This window comes from Bradyrhizobium sp. USDA 3397, assembly GCF_054060965.1.
The window spans coordinates 6,173,318-6,189,127 of the sequence record NZ_JBSSDS010000001.1 but is presented as its reverse complement, the minus strand read 5'-3'; the positions used below and the strand labels follow the sequence as shown (position 1 = coordinate 6,189,127).

Below are 15,810 nucleotides of genomic sequence, written 5' to 3'. Positions count from 1 at the left end.
AGCGCGGAACGCGCGCTCCGGACGATGCCGCGCATCGCCGCGAGAACCATGAAGGCCCGGCTCTCTCCCGCGGCCATCCTTCGAGACGCCCGCTTGCAGCGGGCTCCTCAGGTTAAGGACGACACTTGCTGCGCGGAGCGTTACCGCGTGAGCTGCTGAGCGTGCCGGTTGTCTGCGGTCGCTTCCGCCTCCGACCAGGATTGCGGCTTGACCTTGTCGCCGGCCGCGAATTTCTGGAAGCCTTCGACCACGACCTTGTCGCCGGACTTCAGGCCTTCGGTGATGAACCAGAGGCCGTCCTGCACCGAGCCGGTGCGCACCGGCTGCACCGCGATGTGATTGTCGTCCTTGACGACGAACACCTCGCTGCCGCCGCCGCCATTGCGCTGGATCGCCTGCTGCGGCACCGCGATCGCGTCGGAATCGAGACCCTGGTCGATGCGGACCCGGACATACATGCCCGGGAGCAGCTCGCGCTTGGGATTGGGGAACTCGCCGCGCAACGTCACCTGCCCGGTGTGGGCGTCGACCTTGGCGTCGGAGAACAGCAGCTTGCCGTCGAGCGAATAGATGGTGTTGTCGTCGAGCACGAGGCGCACCTTGGCGGCATCGGCGGCGATGCGATCGAGGTCGCCGGTCTCGAAGGCGCGGCGGAGCTGGTTGAGCTCGGTCACCGACTGGGTGAAGTCGGCATAGATCGGATCGAGCTGCTGGATGGTGGCGAGATTGGTCTCGTTCTGCACGGCGAGCGCGCCCTCGCTGACGAGGGCCGCGCCGACCACGCCGTCGATCGGCGCACGCACGGTGGCGTAGTCGAGATTAAGCCTGGCCCGCGCGAGCTCGGCCTTGCGGCCCTCGACCTCGGCATGGGCCTGGCGTTCGGCCGCAATCGCCTTCTCGTTCTCGGCTTCGGGGGCGGCGCGATCCCTGGTCAAGGTGGCGATACGATGCGCCTGCTGCTTGGCCTGCGCCAATGCCGCTTCGGCCTTGGCCAGCGCGGCCTCGTTGGCCATGACCTCGACCTCGAACGGGCGCGGATCGATGCGGTAGAGCGGATCGCCGGCCCTGACCTCGCTGCCCTGGCGGAACAGGCGCTCGACCACGATGCCGGACACGCGCGGCCGCACGTCGGAGACCCGGGTCGGGGCGATGCGGCCCGGCAGCTCGCGCACTACGGCGCGCGGCTGCGGCTTGACGATAACGATGCTGACGTCAGGGGCAGGCGGCTGGGCGGCGGACACCGCGGAACTGGATTCCTCGCAAGCACCCAGCAGCGGCGCAAGGGCCGCGAGCATCATTGCAACGCATGCCGATCGCGCTCGAATTCCAAACATGAAGTGGGATGCCCCGATTGTTGAAACTGATCATGCTCGCGCGAAGCCCGTTCTGGACCTTTTGCACGCGGCTGATGCCGCCAAGATAGAATGCATCTGCTGCGATGCAACGCATGGCGCGGGCGGCTCATTGTCACACAGCTTATCCTGTTGAAATCAGAGATCTTTTGCGGTGTAACTTGATTGTGAATCTAAGTTCCACCGCCGCGTGTGCGGCCGAACATCGCAATTACTCGGCGGCCTTCATCCGGTAATGGCTGACGCCCCATTCCGTTCCGTCGGCGTGACCGAACAGGCCCGAGGTCCCGAGCAGGAACCAGCGCCAGCGGCGCATCCAGAGAGCGGTCTCCTCGTCGTGGACCCTGCGCAAGGAGACTTCGATGGGGTCGCGATGCGCATCGAAATTGGCCAGCCAGTCGTCGGCGGTGCGCTGGTAGTGCGTGCCGCTCCAGCACCATTCCTTCTCGATGGCAAAGATATCGTCGAACTGCCTGACGAGGTGATGGCTCGGCATCAGCCCGCCCGTGTAGACGTATTGCGCGATCCAGTCGTCGCGATCGGCCGGGTCAGGCAGATGCGAGCCGGACCGGTGGGTGACGACGTGCATGAAGAACCGCCCCTCCGGCGCGAGCCATGACCGCGCGCGTGTCATCAGCTTGCGCCAGTTGCACATCCGCTCGAACATCTCGACCGAGACGATCCGGTCGAACTGGCCCTCGGGCGCGAACACGTTCATGTCGGCCGTGACCACGCGCAGATTCAGCAGTCCGCGCCGCCGCGCCTCCTCCTCGACATACGCACGCTGAGCCTGTGAGGCCGCGACCGCCGTCACCGTCGCGTGCGGAAACTGCCGTGCCACCCACAGCGCCAGCGAGCCCCAGCCACAGCCAAGCTCCAGGATGGCCTGGCCGTCGGCCAGGCCGGCATGCTCGACGGTCTGGCGCAGCGCCTCCTCCTCCGCCTCCCGCAAGGTGGTCGCGTCGGTCTTGTAGAAGCAGGAGGAGAATTTACGTTTGGGGCCGAGCAAGTCGGCGAAGAAGGCCGCGGGCACCTCGTCATGGCCCGCTGCCGCGCCCTCGGCGATCGGCCGTAGCATCATCCGCCCAGCGAAGGCGGCATCGTCGCCGGGGCCGAGCCCGGACAGGCGCGTCGCCATGCGGGAGCACAGGCGCTGGATCGCGGCGCGGACCACCACGTCCGGCAGCGGCACGCGCTCGGCAGTCCCGATGATCGCGGAAACGACGCTCATGCGCCCCCCGAATGGCGAACTTCTGCAGAGACTTGGCTATCAAAGCGCCGCTTCCGGTCCGGGTTCCCGAGCTGTCCCCGAAATCGGCGCATCCGGCGCTTTTTTTGGGCCGGCGCTGTGCCATAGTGCGCGCCGCAAGCAAGCTTTACGTAACGGATGATACCGGCATGCGGTCTGGCACTTCCCGATCCACCATGGACATCGAGTACACCAAACTGTCCTCGCCCAGCGTCTTCCTGGTGCGGATGCTGGTCTTCCTGGTGCTGTGCACGCTGGTGAGCGTGGTGCTCTACAAGCAGATCGTCCAGGCCTTCTTCGCCAATCCCGGGCTCAACGCCCTGATCGGGGGGGTGCTGTTCATCGGCATCATCCTGGCCTTCCGCCAGGTCATCCGGCTCTATCCCGAAGTCTCCTGGGTCAACAATTTCCGCGTCGCCGATCCCGGCCTGGCGCCGGCCCGCCACCCCAAGCTGCTGGCGCCGATGGCTGCGATCCTCGGCGGGGAGCGTTCGGGGCGGATGACCATCACCCAGACCACGATGCGGCACCTGCTCGATTCGATCGCGACCCGCCTGGACGAGGCCCGCGACATCTCCCGCTACATGACCGGCCTCTTGGTCTTCCTCGGCCTGCTCGGCACCTTCTGGGGCCTGATCGAGACGGTGGGCTCGGTGGGCAAGGTGATCGACGGGCTCAAGGTCGGGAGCGATTCCGGGGCGCTGTTCGACACGCTGAAGGAAGGCCTCGCCGCCCCGCTCGGCGGCATGGGCATCTCCTTCTCCAGCTCGCTGTTCGGCCTTGCCGGCTCGCTGATCCTCGGCTTCCTCGATCTGCAATCGAGCCAGGCGCAGAACCGCTTCTACACCGATCTCGAGGACTGGCTCGCCACCACAGTGCGCGAGTATGGCAACGGCGAGGCGCCTGTCGCGACCGGCGGCGGCGTCGCCAGCGGCGAGCTTCAGGCCGCGGTCGAACGGCTGCGGTCCGTGCTCGAGGAAGGCAGCGCCGGCCGCGGCACCACCGCGGCGATGGCGAGCCTTGCCGAAGCCATCCAGGCGCTGGTCTCGCACATGCGCACCGAGCAGCAGATGATCCGCGAATGGGCCGACGGCCAGGGCGAGCAGAATCGCGAGATCCGCCGCCTGCTGGAGCGGATCGCGCGCCAGCCCGAGAAGAGTTGAGGGCTCGCCGAACCATCGTGCCCCGGACGCAGCGCAGCACGTAGTGATGCGCTGCTGAGCCGGGGCCCAGAGAAACGAGGAATGGGTCCCGGCTCTGCGCAGCAGCGTTGCACGCTGCACCGCGTCCGGGACACGAGAGCAGAAGCGGAGAACTAAATGGCCCTTGCCCGCGCCCGCCGCAGCGAAGGCGGTCTCAACTACTGGCCCGGCTTCGTCGACGCGCTGTCGACGCTGGTGCTGTCGATCGTGTTCCTGCTGTCGGTGTTCCTCGTGGTGCAGTTCTTCCTGTCGCAGGAGGTCACCGGCAAGGACAAGGCGCTGGAGCAGCTCAACGCCAAGATCGCCCAGCTCAACGAGCTGTTGTCGCTGGAGAAGCTCGGCAAGCTCACCCTCGACGACCAGGTCTCGTCGCTGAAAGCCGGGCTCGCCTCGGCCGAATCCGAGCGCGACCGCATCAAGGGCCTCTATGACGGCTTGGCTGCCGCCGGCAACGACGCGCAAGGCAAGACCGCCGAGCTCGGCAAGGCGCTGGACTCCGAGAAGGCGGTCTCGGCGCGGGCGCTGGCGCAGATCGAGGTGCTGAACCAGCAGATCAGCGCGCTGCGCCGGCAATTGGCGGCGCTGGAGGAGGCGCTCGATGCCTCCGAGAAGCGCGACAAGGAATCGCAAAACCGCATCGCCGACCTCGGCTCTCGCCTCAACGTCGCCCTGGCGCAGCGCGTGCAGGAATTGTCGCGCTACCGCTCGGAATTCTTCGGCCGCCTGCGCGCCATCCTCGGCAACCGCCCCGACATCCGCATCGTCGGCGACCGCTTCGTGTTTCAGTCCGAAGTGTTCTTCGACACGGGACAAGCGGTGCTGCTGCCCGAGGGCCGCGCCGAGCTCGACACCTTGGCAGCGGCGCTGATCGAGCTCGACAAGAAGATCCCGAGCGACATCCCCTGGGTGCTGCGCGTCGACGGCCATACCGATTTGCGGCCGGTGAGCGGCGCGAACTTCAAGTCGAACTGGGACCTGTCCGCAGCGCGCTCGATCTCGGTGGTGCAATATCTGGTTTCGCTCGGCGTGCCCGCCCAGCGCCTCGTCGCGGCCGGCTTCGGCGAATTTCAGCCGCTCGATACCGGCAACACGGAAGAGGCCTACAAGCGCAACCGCCGCATCGAGCTGAAGCTGACGGAGCGGTAGTGGTGAGGGACACACGACCTCAACGTCATGGCCGGGCTTGTCCCGGCCATCCACGATCTTTGGCCCGCCGCGACAGAAAGGCGTGGATGCCCGGGACAAGCCCGGGCATGACGACCTTCGTAAAATGAGCGCGCTCCACCTCCGCCTTTACCGACCCGAAGACGAAGCCGTCGCGATCGATCTCTGGCATCGCACCTGGCAGCAGGCCTATCCGCAGATCGACTTCGCCGCACGGCTCGAATGGTGGCGCGAGCGCTGGCTGAGGGATCTGGTGCCGAAGGCCCAGATCGTGGTGGCGGAGCAGGACGGCGCGCTGGTCGGTTTCGTCACCATCGACGGCGAAGGCTATCTCGACCAGCTCGTCGTCGATCCCGCGCACTGGGGCTCCGACGCGGCAAGGCTGCTGGTGGACGAGGCCAAGCGCCTGTCGCCCTCGGGCGTCACGCTGCTCGTCAACAAGGACAATGCCCGCGCGATCCGCTTCTACGAGCGCAACGGCTTCGCCCATGCGGGCGACGATGTGAACCCCACCTCGGGGCGGCCGGTGTTGAAGATGGTGTGGCGGGCGTAATCGCCAAACGCAAACTGAGCTGTCATCACCCGCGAAGGCGGGTAATCCAGTATTCCAGAGACGGCAGTGATCGAACCGAGACGCCGCGGCGTACTGGATTCCCCGCCTTCGCGGGGAATGACACCGTGATTGGGACGGCAATCGAGGACCTCACGCCGCTCTGCCCCTCACGCGCCCTCGAATTGCAGCCGCGCCAGCCGCGCATAGAGCCCGTTCGCCGCGACGAGCTCGGCATGCGTGCCCTGCTCGACGATCCGGCCCTGGTCCATCACCAGGATGCGGTCGCAGGAGAGCACGGTGGCGAGGCGGTGGGCGATGACGAGCGTGGTGCGGTGGCGCATCAGCTCTTCCAGCGCGGTCTGCACCAGCGTCTCGCTTTCGGCGTCGAGTGCCGAGGTGGCTTCGTCCAGCAGCAACAACGGCGCGTCGCGCAGGATGGCGCGTGCGATCGCGATGCGCTGGCGCTGGCCGCCGGACAGTGTCACGCCGCGCTCGCCGAGCGCGGTCTCGAAACCTTCGGGCAGGCGGCGGATGAATTCGGCGGCATGGGCGAGCTCGGCGGCGCGCTCGACCTCGGCATCGGTCGCATCGGGCCGGCCGAAGCGGATGTTCTCGCGGGCGCTCGCGGCGAACACCACGGATTCCTGCGGCACCAGAGCGATGCGCGCGCGGAAATCGCCCGGGGCGGCGGACTTGACCGGCACGCCGTCGAGCGAGATCGTCCCGCTGCGCGGATCGTAGAAGCGCAGCAGCAGATGAAAGATGGTGCTCTTGCCGGCGCCGGAGGGACCGACGATCGCGACCTTCTCGCCAGGGCGCACGGTGAACGACACCGCGTCGAGCACCTTGACGTCGGACCGCGCCGGATAGGCGAAGCTGACCCGATCGAAGCCGACCTCGCCGCGCGCGGGCACCGGCAGCGCAAGCGGCGTCGCAGGCGCGGTGATCTCGCGCTTGACGTGGAGGATCTCGAACAGGCGCTCGGCCGCGCCTGACGCCGCCGAGACCTCGCCCCAGACCTCGCTGAGCTGGCCGAGGCCCGCCGCGGCGAACACCGCATACAGCACGAACTGGCCGAGCCGGCCCGGCGTGATCGCGCCGGTGAGCACGTCATGCGAGCCGATCCAGAGGATCGCGACCACGCTTGCGAACACGATGAAGATGATGATCGCCGTGAGCACGGCGCGGGCCTGGGTCGAGGTGCGCGCGGCTTCATAGGCCTGCTCGACCTCGCCGCCGAAACGCTTCTCGGCAAATTGCTCGCTGGTATAGGCCTGCACGGTGCGGATCGCGCCGACCAATTCGCCCGCATAGGCGGAGGCATCGGCGAGCGTATCCTGCGCATTACGCGACAGGCGCCGCACCCAGCGCCCGAACGCCACCAGCGGCAGCACGATCAAAGGGATGGCCAGCAGCACGAAGCCCGACAGCTTCGGGCTCGTGATCACCATCATCGCCGTCGCGCCGAGGAACATCATCAGATTGCGCAGCGCGATCGAGACGGAGGCGCCGACGGCCGATTTCAGCTGGGTGGTGTCGGCCGTGAGGCGCGAGATCAATTCGCCGCTGCGGGCGGAATCGAAGAAGGCGGGAGAGAGCGACAAGAGATGGGCGAAGACGTCGCGCCGGAGATCGGCGACGATGCGTTCGCCGATCGTCATCACGAGGTAGTAGCGCGCGGCGCTGGCGATCGCGAGCACGGCGACGACCGCGAGCATGACCGAGAAGTAGCTGTTGATCAGCTCGATGCCCTCGGGCGTCAGGCCGAAATCGATCATCCGGCGCACCGCGACCGGCACCAGCAGCGTGGTCAACGCCGCGATCGTGAGTGCGACGAAGGCCAGCGCCGCCCGGCCGCGATAGCGGATCACATAAGGCGCGAGCGCGAGCAGCGGCCGCAACTTGGCGCGGCCCTTGGCCGGCGCTTCGATCAGCTCGGCCTCGATTGAGGGAGTGTCTGCGGCGTTCATTGCGGGCCGTTCGACATCGTGGTCATCCAGCCGTTCCACTGCGCTCATGAGATCCGACCCGTTGCATTGATCTGCTCCCAATAGGCCGGTGCAGAAGTAGTGGCAAATCCGGGAAGTCCCTTAGGGGCAAACCCCGTCCAGCGCGCCGGCATGGCTTGTTTTGCGGGGTTTCGTGAGGTATAGAGCCGCCCAAATCCGTCATTCGCGAGCCACCCAAGAAGGCGCCGGAGCGCCGAGGAATTGCCATGAAAGCCGAAATTCACCCGAATTATCATACGATTAAGGTCGTCATGACCGACGGAACCGAGTACCTGACCCGCTCGACCTGGGGCAAGGAAGGCGACACGCTGAACCTCGACATCGATCCGAAGTCGCACCCGGCCTGGACCGGCGGCTCCGCCCAGATCATGGACCGCGGCGGCCGCGTCTCGCGCTTCCAGAAGAAGTTTTCGGGCTTCCTCAAGAAGGATTGAGCCGGCCGCAAGGCTGGAGACGAAAACGCCCCCGGGAGACCGGGGGCGTTTTTGTTTTGGGGCTGTCATTCCGGGGCGCGACGAAGTCGCGAGCTACGATGCGCAATTGCGCATCTGAGAATCTATAACCACGATCGGGAGTATGGATTCCGGGCCCGCGCCAAGAGGCGCGTCCCGGAATGACGATTTGAACTGTTGATAGACCCTACCGCTCGAACGCGGCCTTCAGCGCGTTGAGATGCGGCACCAGCGGGTTGCCGATCGTGGCCTGCTCGGCCGGCGGGGTGTGGATCGTGCTGTCGAGGCGGCGGACGCGCGTCTGCAGGCTCATCGAGCGATGGATCAGGTCCTGAAGCTGCGCGGGCAGCTTCTCGATCGTGTCGGCGGGACCGGGATCGGCGGCGGTGAGCTTGACCTTGGTCTTCTCGCGATTGGCCTGGCTCAGCGTCATCTCGCCTTCCTTGACCGCGCGGTGCAGCAGCAGCCAGGAGGCGAGCTGCATCAGGCGCGTCGTGAGGCGCATGCTCTCGGTCGCATAGGTGAGGCTGACGGCGCGGTCGAGCGCCTTGGCCTCGACGCGGCCGGCGCCGTCGAGATAGGCGGCGGTCTCCTCGACGAGGTCCATGCCCTCACGGAACAAATTGCCGAACGCCGCAGAATTGGTGAATCGCTCACTGAGCTGAACGAGCGCGCCGTCGGCCTGCAAACGTTCCATGGTTAACGCCTCTTACGCAACTGTTTGACTGCCCGGCTTTAGCGCCGGCTTATGATGAACAAATCATTGCGCGGGCGGGACGCGGAGTCCAGTGACAAGCGCGGATATGGTTTCCGCGGGTCAATCCTTTCAAATGCAACCGGGATGAGAGGCCCAAACCGGTCAAGTGAACGCAAAAAAGAGCCGCCGGAGACCGGCGGCTTTGAAAGTTGATAACAGGGAGGCGTCAAACAGAGTGGACAGGAGCCACTCGGTGTCCAAACGAGGACAGTTCCAGTCATAAACCCGAAAGCTTAATCTGAAGTAAACGAGCTAATTTTTTCAGAGTTCATTAGTCATGTGAGCCAGTGGCCGAGTGTGCTGCGGGAACAGACGTCTCCGTCGTCATTCCGGGGCGCGACGAAGTCGCGAGCCCGGAATCCATAACCACGAGCGGATGGAACGGCCCGGCTCTCTTAGCGCGCCCTTTTGCAGAGCCTGTGATTATGGATTTCCGGGCTCGGCGCTGACGCGCCGCCCCGGAATGACGAGACGGAGAAAGTCCGGCCCACGCGTCCGGGACGACAGTCGCTGTGTGGCGACTGCTACGACTTGAAAATACTGTTCGCCGCATCGCGCGAGGCGCGCTTTTTGGCGGCGGCTTCTTCCAGTCTTGCGATCTCGGTCTTGAGCAGCGCCACGCGCTCGGTCAGTTCCTCCACTGACAAAAGTGAGAGGTCCTGCCCAATTTCATGACTGATCTTCTTGCGCGGGCGGTCGTCGTCTTCGATCGGCATCGTCGTTCCTCCTCTCCGTCCGCGGGTCGGACCACATGGCTGAGGCGGTTGCCAGCCTGCACCGCGCTGGCTAAGCAAGGGCCTCGTTTCCCCCCGCACTTTTGCTCAAGGACACATCATGGACAAGCTGCCCGCGCAAATGACCGTGGTCGCCATCTCCAAGCCCGGCGGGCCGGAGGTGCTGGTGCCGGAGCAACGCAGTGTTCCGCAGCCCGGGCCCGACGAGATCCTGGTCAAAGTCGAAGCTGCCGGCGTCAACCGGCCCGACGTGGCGCAGCGCTCCGGCGCCTATCCGCCGCCGCCCGGCGCCAGCGACCTGCCCGGCCTCGAGATATCAGGCGAAGTCGTCGCGGTCGGCAGCAACGCCAAGCGGCACAAGGTCGGCGACAAGGTGATGTCGCTGGTCGCCGGCGGCGGCTATGCGCAGTACTGCATCGCCCAGGACGCCCAGGCGATGAGTGTGCCGCCGGCGCTGTCGATGAAGGAAGCCGGCGCGCTGCCGGAAACACTGATGACGGTCTGGCACAATGTGTTCGAGCGCGGCGGCCTCAAGGCCGGCGAGACGCTGCTGATCCATGGCGGCTCGTCCGGCATCGGCACCATGGCCATTCAGCTCGCCAAAGCCTTCGGTGCGAAAGTGTTCGTCACCGTGGGATCGCAGGACAAGATCGACGCCTGCCTCAAACTGGGGGCCGACCGCGCCATCAACTACAAGACCGAAGATTTCGTCGCCGTGGTGAAGGCGGAGACCAACAACGTTGGCGTCAACCTGATCCTCGACATGGTCGCCGGAGAATATGTCGATCGCAACTATGATGCCGCCGCGGTCGACGGCCGCATCGTCCAGATCGCGACCCTCAACGGCCCCAAGGTCAGCGTCAACATCGCCAAGGTGATGGTCAAGCGCCTGACCCATACCGGCTCGACCTTGCGCCCCCGTAGTAATGCGGACAAGGCGGCGATGGTGGCCGCGATCGAGCAGAAAGTGATGCCGCTTTTGCGCGAAGGCCGCGTCAAGCCGGTGATGGACAGCACTTTCCCGCTGGAAAAGGCGGCAGACGCCCACCGGCGCATGGAAACGAGCGCACATATTGGCAAAATTGTGTTGGAGGCCTAGGCCGCTGGCCCACAGGGCAAGCCGGAAACCCTTTGATTTTCCTCGCTTTCGTGGCATCTATCGCGACGCACCGAACCGCATCGGTCCGGTCTGAATCGCCTTCTAGATTTGCCTTGCACTGACGAGTTTGCGTCGAACGCGGAGAACTGACCTTGCGTCTGATCAGGTGCCTCGCGCCCATCGCGCTGGGCCTCATGATTCTTGTCGCCGCGTATCCCGCGCGCGCGCTCGACGCCGTCAGCGTCCGTAGCGACGCGCCCGCGATCGACCTCACCGGCGTGCTCGAGCATCAGCGCAGCGATGCCGATCGTATCCAGGTCTCCACCGCACCCGGCACCGACGGCATCGTCCGCCGCATCGAGGTGCGCGCCCGCGAGGGCGGACAGAACTGGGTGGTGTTCGCGCTCGCCAACAACACCGACGACCAGCTCGACCGCCTGATCGTCGCTCCGCATTACCGCATCGTCTCCTCGGGATTGCTCTGGCCCGACCTCGGCCTGTCACGCATCGCGACCATCACGCCCTCGATCGGCGACCGCCCGGAACGGCAGGAAAGCGCCACCGCGGACGTGTTCCGCATCACGCTCGACCCCGGCGCCGTCGTCACCTTCGTTGCGGAGCTGCGCACCGACAAGCTGCCGCAGCTCTATCTGTGGGAGCCGGAAGCCTACAAGGACAAGGTCAACTCCTTCACGCTGTACCAGGGCATCGTGATCGGCATCTCCGGGTTGCTCGCGCTGGTGCTGACCATCCTGTTCGTGGTGAAGGGCAGCATCATGTTCCCGGCCGCGGCGGCGCTGGCCTGGGCGGTGCTGGTCTATATCGGCGTCGATTTCGGCTTCTGGGGCAAGGTGCTCGACATGTCGAACAACGCCGAGCGCATCTGGCGCGCGGCGGGCGAGGCGATCCTGGCGGCGACACTCCTGGTGTTCCTGTTCGCCTATCTCAATCTCAGCCGCTGGCACGTGCGCTATTCGCACATCACGGTCGGCTGGCTCGCGTTCCTCGGCTCGCTGGTCGCGCTCGCGCTGTTCGACCCGGCGGTGGCCTCCGGCATCGCACGCATCTCGCTGGTGCTGATCGCCTTCGCCGGCTTCGCGCTGATCGTCTATCTCTCCACCCACGGCTTCGACCGCGCCGTGCTCTTGATCCCGACCTGGTTCCTCCTGGTGGTCTGGGTGGTCGCGGCCGGCATGACGGTGGCGGGCTCGGTCACCAACGACATCGTCGGCCCTGCCCTGCTCGGCGGCCTCGTGCTGATCGTGATGCTGATCGGCTTCACGGTGATGCAGCACGCCTTTGCCGGCGGCGGTGCCAGCACGGGCGTCGTCTCCGACATCGAGCGGCGCGCTTTGGCGCTGGCCGGCTCCGGCGACCTGATCTGGGACTGGGACGTCTCCGCCGACAAGGTGTTCACCAGCCCGGAGACCGAAGCCCTGCTCGGGCTGAAGCGCGGCACGCTGGAAGGCCCGGCGGCGTCCTGGCTAGAGGTGCTGCATCCGCTCGACCAGGACCGTTTCCGCGCCGCGCTCGACAGCGTGCTCGACCAGCGCCGCGGCCGCCTGGTGCAGGATTTCCGTCTGCGCACGCCGGACGGCCACTTCATGTGGTTCGCGCTCAAGGCGCGCCCGGTGGTCGGCTCGGACGGCGAGGTCTCGCGCGTGGTGGGCACGCTGACCGACGTCACCGAGCTGCGCAACGCCGAGGAGCGCCTACTGCACGATTCCGTGCATGACAATCTCACCGGCCTGCCCAACCGAAAACTGTTCATGGACCGGCTGGGCGCGGTCGCGCATTTCGCCAAGACCATGCCGACGCTGCGGCCGACGCTGATGGTGATCGACCTCGACCGCTTCAAGCAGGTCAACGATTCCGTCGGGATCGCGGTCGGAGATTCCATCCTGCTCACGCTGGCGCGCCGCCTCACCCGCATCCTGAAGCCGCAGGACACGCTGGCGCGGATGGCCGGCGACCAGTTCGGCCTGATCCTGCTGTCGGAGCAGGACCCGGCCCGCATCACCGCTTTCGCCGAGACCATCCGCAAGACCATCCGCGCGCCGATCGCCTTCAACGACCGCGAGATCTTCCTCACCGCGTCGATTGGCCTCGCGCTGTCCGATCCGCAAACCCAGCTCACGGACGAGATCATCAAGGACGCCGAGCTGGCGATGTATCACTCCAAGCGGATCGGCGGCGACCGCATCGACGTCTACAAGCCGGCGATGCGGGCGCGCAAGACCGACCGCCTGACGCTGGAGAGCGAATTGCGCCGCGCCATCGAGCGGCAGGAGATCACGATCCTGTACCAGCCGATCGTGCGGCTGGAGGATCGCTCCATCGCCGGCTTCGAGGCCCTGGCGCGCTGGGACCACCCGAAGCTCGGGCGCATGGCGCCCTCCGAGTTCATCACCATCGCCGAAGAGACCGGGTTGATCGTCGACCTCGGCATGTTCGTGCTCGACCAGACCGCCAAGCAGCTTTCGGTGTGGCAGCGGGCGATGCGCTCGCGCGAGCCGATCTTCGCTTCCGTCAACGTCTCCTCGCGGCAGCTGCTGCGCCACGATTTGATCCACGATGTCCGTACCGTGCTGTCGCGCTCCTCGGTGGCGCGCGGCACGCTCAAGCTCGAGCTGACGGAATCGCTGGTGATGGAGAATCCGGAGCACGCGGCCCAGATGCTGACCCGGATCCGCGAGCTCGGCACCGGGCTGTCGCTCGACGATTTCGGCACCGGCCACTCCTCGCTGGCCTATCTGCAGCGCTTCCCGTTCGACACCATCAAGATCGACCAGTCGTTCGTGCGCACCACCAGCCGCGGCACCCGCCCCGTGATCCTGAAGTCGATCATCGCGCTCGCCCACGATCTCGGCATGGACGTCGTCGCCGAAGGCGCCGAGACCGATTCGGACGCCGTCGAGCTCTACCAGATGGGCTGCGAATACGCGCAAGGTTTTGCCTTCGGCGAGCCGATGGACGCGGACGCGGCGATGCGGCTGCTCACGGAAGTGCGGCTGGAAGCGGCGAGCTAGACTCTCTTACCCTCTCTTGGAGGGCAGGGCGATCGCATATAGGCGAACTCGCCTGTGGCCATCCTTCGAGACGCCCGCCGTTGGCGGGCCTCAGGATGAGGGCGGAGTTCGCGGCAACAGTTTCAACGAGCACTGACGGTAGATTAGCCTCATCCTGAGGAGGCGCGTAAGCGCCGTCTCGAAGGACGAGGCGTGCGCACCGGCGCCGCGACAAGTCATATGCGATCGCCCTGCCCTGGAGGGGGAGAGTGGACGGCGTGCCCTACGATACTATCGCCGCCGCTCGCCCTTCTGCTTCCTGAACCGTACGCTCTGGCCGTCCGGCATGCGCGTTGCCACGAAGCCGGCGGCGAGGCAGGCTTCGCGTTGCGGCATCTGGATGTCGGGGCTGCGCAGGCTGTCCCACCATGAGGCGCGCTGGGCCGCCCGCGGCAGCGCCGCGCCGATGATCTCCTCGATCTGCTCGAAGCTCAGCACGAGCTCCTCCTGCTTCTGCCGCAGCAGATAATCGCGCAACGCGTCGTAGTCGTTCACACTCGTCCTCTCGTCAGGGGCGATGTCAGGTTGCTCAAAACCGTCAGCCGCATAAACCGATTCTTAACTCATTGCGGCAGCGCCGTCGCGGCTTAAACACTACGCAAGCTTTCGGGCGCATCCACTATGGACAGGAGCGAACAATGTTCTCTGGATGGCGCGACGTTGCGGCCCGCCGGCCGTTGCGGATTTCGGCGAAGCTGCTGATCATCTCGTCCGTGGTGACGGTGATCGGCTTTTCCGCCATTTGCGTCAACGTCATGCTCGACATGCGCCGCGGCGAGGAGGCACTCGCCCGCCAGACGCTGGAGAACCTCGCGACCACGATCGAGTCCGACGTCAGCCGCAACGTCGAGATCTACGATTTGTCGCTGAAGGCGGTCGCCAGCAACATGCTGCTGCCCGAGCTGGCGACGGTCTCAAAGACGATCCGTCACCTGATCCTGTTCGACCACGCGACCACCGCCAAGCATTTCGGCGCCATCCAGGTGTTCGACGCCGAGGGCCGGCTGACCATCGATGCCTCCACGCTCGATCCCCTGCCCGAGGACCGCAGTGAGGAGGATTATTTCAGGGTTCACCGGGACAGTCCCGGCGCAGGCCTGTTCATCAGCCGTCCCATGCTGTTTCGCGGCGCCTACTCGATCGTGCTGAGCCGGCGCATCAGTGACGCTGACGGCGGCTTCATGGGCGTCGTCGCCGGCTCGATCCGCTTCAGCTATTTCCACGAGCTGTTCGATCGGCTCACCCTCGACCCTGAGGACACCATCACCGTGCTCAAGCGCGACCGCACCATCATCATGCGGCGACCGTTCGATCTCGACATCATCGGCACGAACCTGAACGACCGTCAGAACTGGAAGGCCGACAATCTCAGGGTCGGCGCCGCCTATTCGGGACAGGGCCCGGTCGATGCGACGCCGCGGCTCTATGTCCGCAGCAAGAACAATGGTCCGCTGTTCGTGGTCGCCGGCAAGCCTTTGGCCGCGGTGTTCGCACTCTGGCAAAGGGAGGCGCTCCGCATCGGCACCGTGGTGCTGGCGCTCATCCTGTTCGTGCTGGGATCGAACCTCGTGCTCGCGCGCGAGATCGGCCGGCGCGCCGAGGCCGAGCGCAAGCTCGAGGAGTTGGCGACGACCGACGCGCTCACGGGCCTGAAAAACCGCCGCAAGTTCGATTCCGTCATCGACGTCGAATGGCGACGCGCCATGCGCCAGAAGGCGCCGATCGCGCTGCTCATGATCGATACCGATCACTTCAAGGCCTACAACGACACGTTCGGCCATCAGGCCGGCGATCAGGTGCTGGTCGGCATCGCCATCTGCATTTCCGATTCGGTGAGCCGCGCCGGCGATTGCGCGGCGCGCTATGGCGGCGAGGAATTCGCCGTGCTGCTGCCGAACACCTCCGCCGCCGAGGCCTTCAAGGTGGCGGAGACGATCCGCCGCAAGGTGCAGGGCTGGTCCGACGAGCAAGCGATGTCGACGGTGTCCTGCGGCATCGCCAGCCTGGTCCCGGATGCCGGCATGGATTGGCCGATGCTGGTTGCCGCCGCCGACAAGGCGCTCTACGCCGCCAAGGCCGGCGGGCGCAACCAGTCGGTGGTGGCGAGCCTGCCGCAGCTGTCGCTGGTGGCGTGAGGCGGTCTCTCCCCGTCGTCATTGCGAGGAGCTCTT

At 66.0% G+C, this 15,810-nt stretch carries 13 protein-coding genes; 7 read left to right on the top strand and 6 right to left on the bottom strand.

What is annotated here, in order from left to right; genetic code table 11:
- Positions 1-140 precede the first annotated feature (140 nt).
- Both ACVWYQ_RS28600 and ACVWYQ_RS28595 read right to left on the bottom strand, forming a co-directional pair.
- The gene (locus ACVWYQ_RS28600; protein ID WP_157283739.1) at positions 141-1,334 is read right to left on the bottom strand and encodes an efflux RND transporter periplasmic adaptor subunit; all 1,194 of its coding nucleotides are present in this window, start codon (positions 1,332-1,334) and stop codon (positions 141-143) included.
- Positions 1,335-1,563: 229 nt separating this feature from the next.
- Entirely contained in the window at positions 1,564-2,583 is a 1,020-nt protein-coding gene (locus tag ACVWYQ_RS28595) for an SAM-dependent methyltransferase (RefSeq protein ID WP_404545932.1), read from the bottom strand.
- A 167-nt stretch (positions 2,584-2,750) separates the two neighbouring features.
- On the opposite strand from ACVWYQ_RS28595, the gene ACVWYQ_RS28590 reads away from it, so the two are divergent.
- The 3 genes from ACVWYQ_RS28590 (at position 2,751) to ACVWYQ_RS28580 (ending at position 5,520) form a co-directional block, all read left to right on the top strand.
- Positions 2,751-3,764, top strand: a complete 1,014-nt coding sequence (locus ACVWYQ_RS28590; RefSeq protein ID WP_036021706.1) for a hypothetical protein — start codon at positions 2,751-2,753, stop codon at positions 3,762-3,764.
- A gap of 156 nt (positions 3,765-3,920) precedes the next feature.
- Positions 3,921-4,949, top strand: coding sequence for a peptidoglycan -binding protein (locus ACVWYQ_RS28585; RefSeq protein WP_128264247.1), 1,029 nt, complete (start codon positions 3,921-3,923; stop codon positions 4,947-4,949).
- Between the two features lie 124 nt (positions 4,950-5,073).
- The gene (locus ACVWYQ_RS28580) at positions 5,074-5,520 is read left to right on the top strand and encodes a GNAT family N-acetyltransferase (RefSeq protein ID WP_404545929.1); all 447 of its coding nucleotides are present in this window, start codon (positions 5,074-5,076) and stop codon (positions 5,518-5,520) included.
- A gap of 167 nt (positions 5,521-5,687) precedes the next feature.
- Here ACVWYQ_RS28580 and ACVWYQ_RS28575 read toward each other — a convergent pair whose 3' ends face one another.
- Positions 5,688-7,538: an ABC transporter ATP-binding protein/permease gene (locus tag ACVWYQ_RS28575; RefSeq protein ID WP_456726594.1), complete on the bottom strand. Its 1,851-nt coding sequence runs from the start codon at positions 7,536-7,538 to the stop codon at positions 5,688-5,690.
- A 197-nt stretch (positions 7,539-7,735) separates the two neighbouring features.
- Here ACVWYQ_RS28575 and rpmE point away from each other — a divergent pair, with 197 nt between their 5' ends.
- Positions 7,736-7,963, top strand: a complete 228-nt coding sequence (gene rpmE / locus ACVWYQ_RS28570; RefSeq protein WP_027573780.1) for a 50S ribosomal protein L31 — start codon at positions 7,736-7,738, stop codon at positions 7,961-7,963.
- A 205-nt stretch (positions 7,964-8,168) separates the two neighbouring features.
- Here rpmE and rcdA read toward each other — a convergent pair whose 3' ends face one another.
- Together rcdA and ACVWYQ_RS28560 are read right to left on the bottom strand one after the other, a co-directional pair.
- Positions 8,169-8,678 (bottom strand): protease adaptor protein RcdA, encoded by a 510-nt coding sequence (rcdA, locus tag ACVWYQ_RS28565; RefSeq protein ID WP_035998279.1) that lies wholly within the window; start codon positions 8,676-8,678, stop codon positions 8,169-8,171.
- A 584-nt stretch (positions 8,679-9,262) separates the two neighbouring features.
- Positions 9,263-9,454, bottom strand: a complete 192-nt coding sequence (locus ACVWYQ_RS28560; protein ID WP_035998277.1) for a DUF1192 domain-containing protein — start codon at positions 9,452-9,454, stop codon at positions 9,263-9,265.
- Positions 9,455-9,572: 118 nt separating this feature from the next.
- Here ACVWYQ_RS28560 and ACVWYQ_RS28555 point away from each other — a divergent pair, with 118 nt between their 5' ends.
- Positions 9,573-10,571, top strand: a complete 999-nt coding sequence (locus ACVWYQ_RS28555) for an NAD(P)H-quinone oxidoreductase (protein WP_157283734.1) — start codon at positions 9,573-9,575, stop codon at positions 10,569-10,571.
- Positions 10,572-10,723: 152 nt separating this feature from the next.
- A complete protein-coding gene (locus tag ACVWYQ_RS28550) occupies positions 10,724-13,600 on the top strand; it encodes an EAL domain-containing protein (protein WP_035998272.1) in 2,877 nt (958 codons plus the stop codon).
- 270 nt (positions 13,601-13,870) lie between these two features.
- On the opposite strand, the gene ACVWYQ_RS28545 is transcribed toward ACVWYQ_RS28550, so the two are convergent.
- Positions 13,871-14,134 carry a DUF7662 domain-containing protein gene (locus ACVWYQ_RS28545; protein ID WP_035998268.1) on the bottom strand — a complete coding sequence of 88 codons (264 nt, stop codon included), beginning with the start codon at positions 14,132-14,134 and terminating at the stop codon, positions 13,871-13,873.
- 143 nt (positions 14,135-14,277) lie between these two features.
- Here ACVWYQ_RS28545 and ACVWYQ_RS28540 point away from each other — a divergent pair, with 143 nt between their 5' ends.
- Positions 14,278-15,774 carry a sensor domain-containing diguanylate cyclase gene (locus ACVWYQ_RS28540; RefSeq protein ID WP_456726593.1) on the top strand — a complete coding sequence of 499 codons (1,497 nt, stop codon included), beginning with the start codon at positions 14,278-14,280 and terminating at the stop codon, positions 15,772-15,774.
- Positions 15,775-15,810 lie beyond the last annotated feature (36 nt).

Bases quoted from the DNA above. Each gene is read 5' to 3' on its own strand.
- ACVWYQ_RS28600 (WP_157283739.1), bottom strand. From the start codon at position 1,334: ATGTTTGGAATTCGAGCGCGATCGGCATGCGTTGCAATGATGCTCGCG.
- ACVWYQ_RS28595 (WP_404545932.1), bottom strand. From the start codon at position 2,583: ATGAGCGTCGTTTCCGCGATCATCGGGACTGCCGAGCGCGTGCCGCTG.
- ACVWYQ_RS28590 (WP_036021706.1), top strand. From the start codon at position 2,751: ATGCGGTCTGGCACTTCCCGATCCACCATGGACATCGAGTACACCAAA.
- ACVWYQ_RS28585 (WP_128264247.1), top strand. From the start codon at position 3,921: ATGGCCCTTGCCCGCGCCCGCCGCAGCGAAGGCGGTCTCAACTACTGG.
- ACVWYQ_RS28580 (WP_404545929.1), top strand. From the start codon at position 5,074: ATGAGCGCGCTCCACCTCCGCCTTTACCGACCCGAAGACGAAGCCGTC.
- ACVWYQ_RS28575 (WP_456726594.1), bottom strand. From the start codon at position 7,538: ATGAGCGCAGTGGAACGGCTGGATGACCACGATGTCGAACGGCCCGCA.
- rpmE (WP_027573780.1), top strand. From the start codon at position 7,736: ATGAAAGCCGAAATTCACCCGAATTATCATACGATTAAGGTCGTCATG.
- rcdA (WP_035998279.1), bottom strand. From the start codon at position 8,678: ATGGAACGTTTGCAGGCCGACGGCGCGCTCGTTCAGCTCAGTGAGCGA.
- ACVWYQ_RS28560 (WP_035998277.1), bottom strand. From the start codon at position 9,454: ATGCCGATCGAAGACGACGACCGCCCGCGCAAGAAGATCAGTCATGAA.
- ACVWYQ_RS28555 (WP_157283734.1), top strand. From the start codon at position 9,573: ATGGACAAGCTGCCCGCGCAAATGACCGTGGTCGCCATCTCCAAGCCC.
- ACVWYQ_RS28540 (WP_456726593.1), top strand. From the start codon at position 14,278: ATGTTCTCTGGATGGCGCGACGTTGCGGCCCGCCGGCCGTTGCGGATT.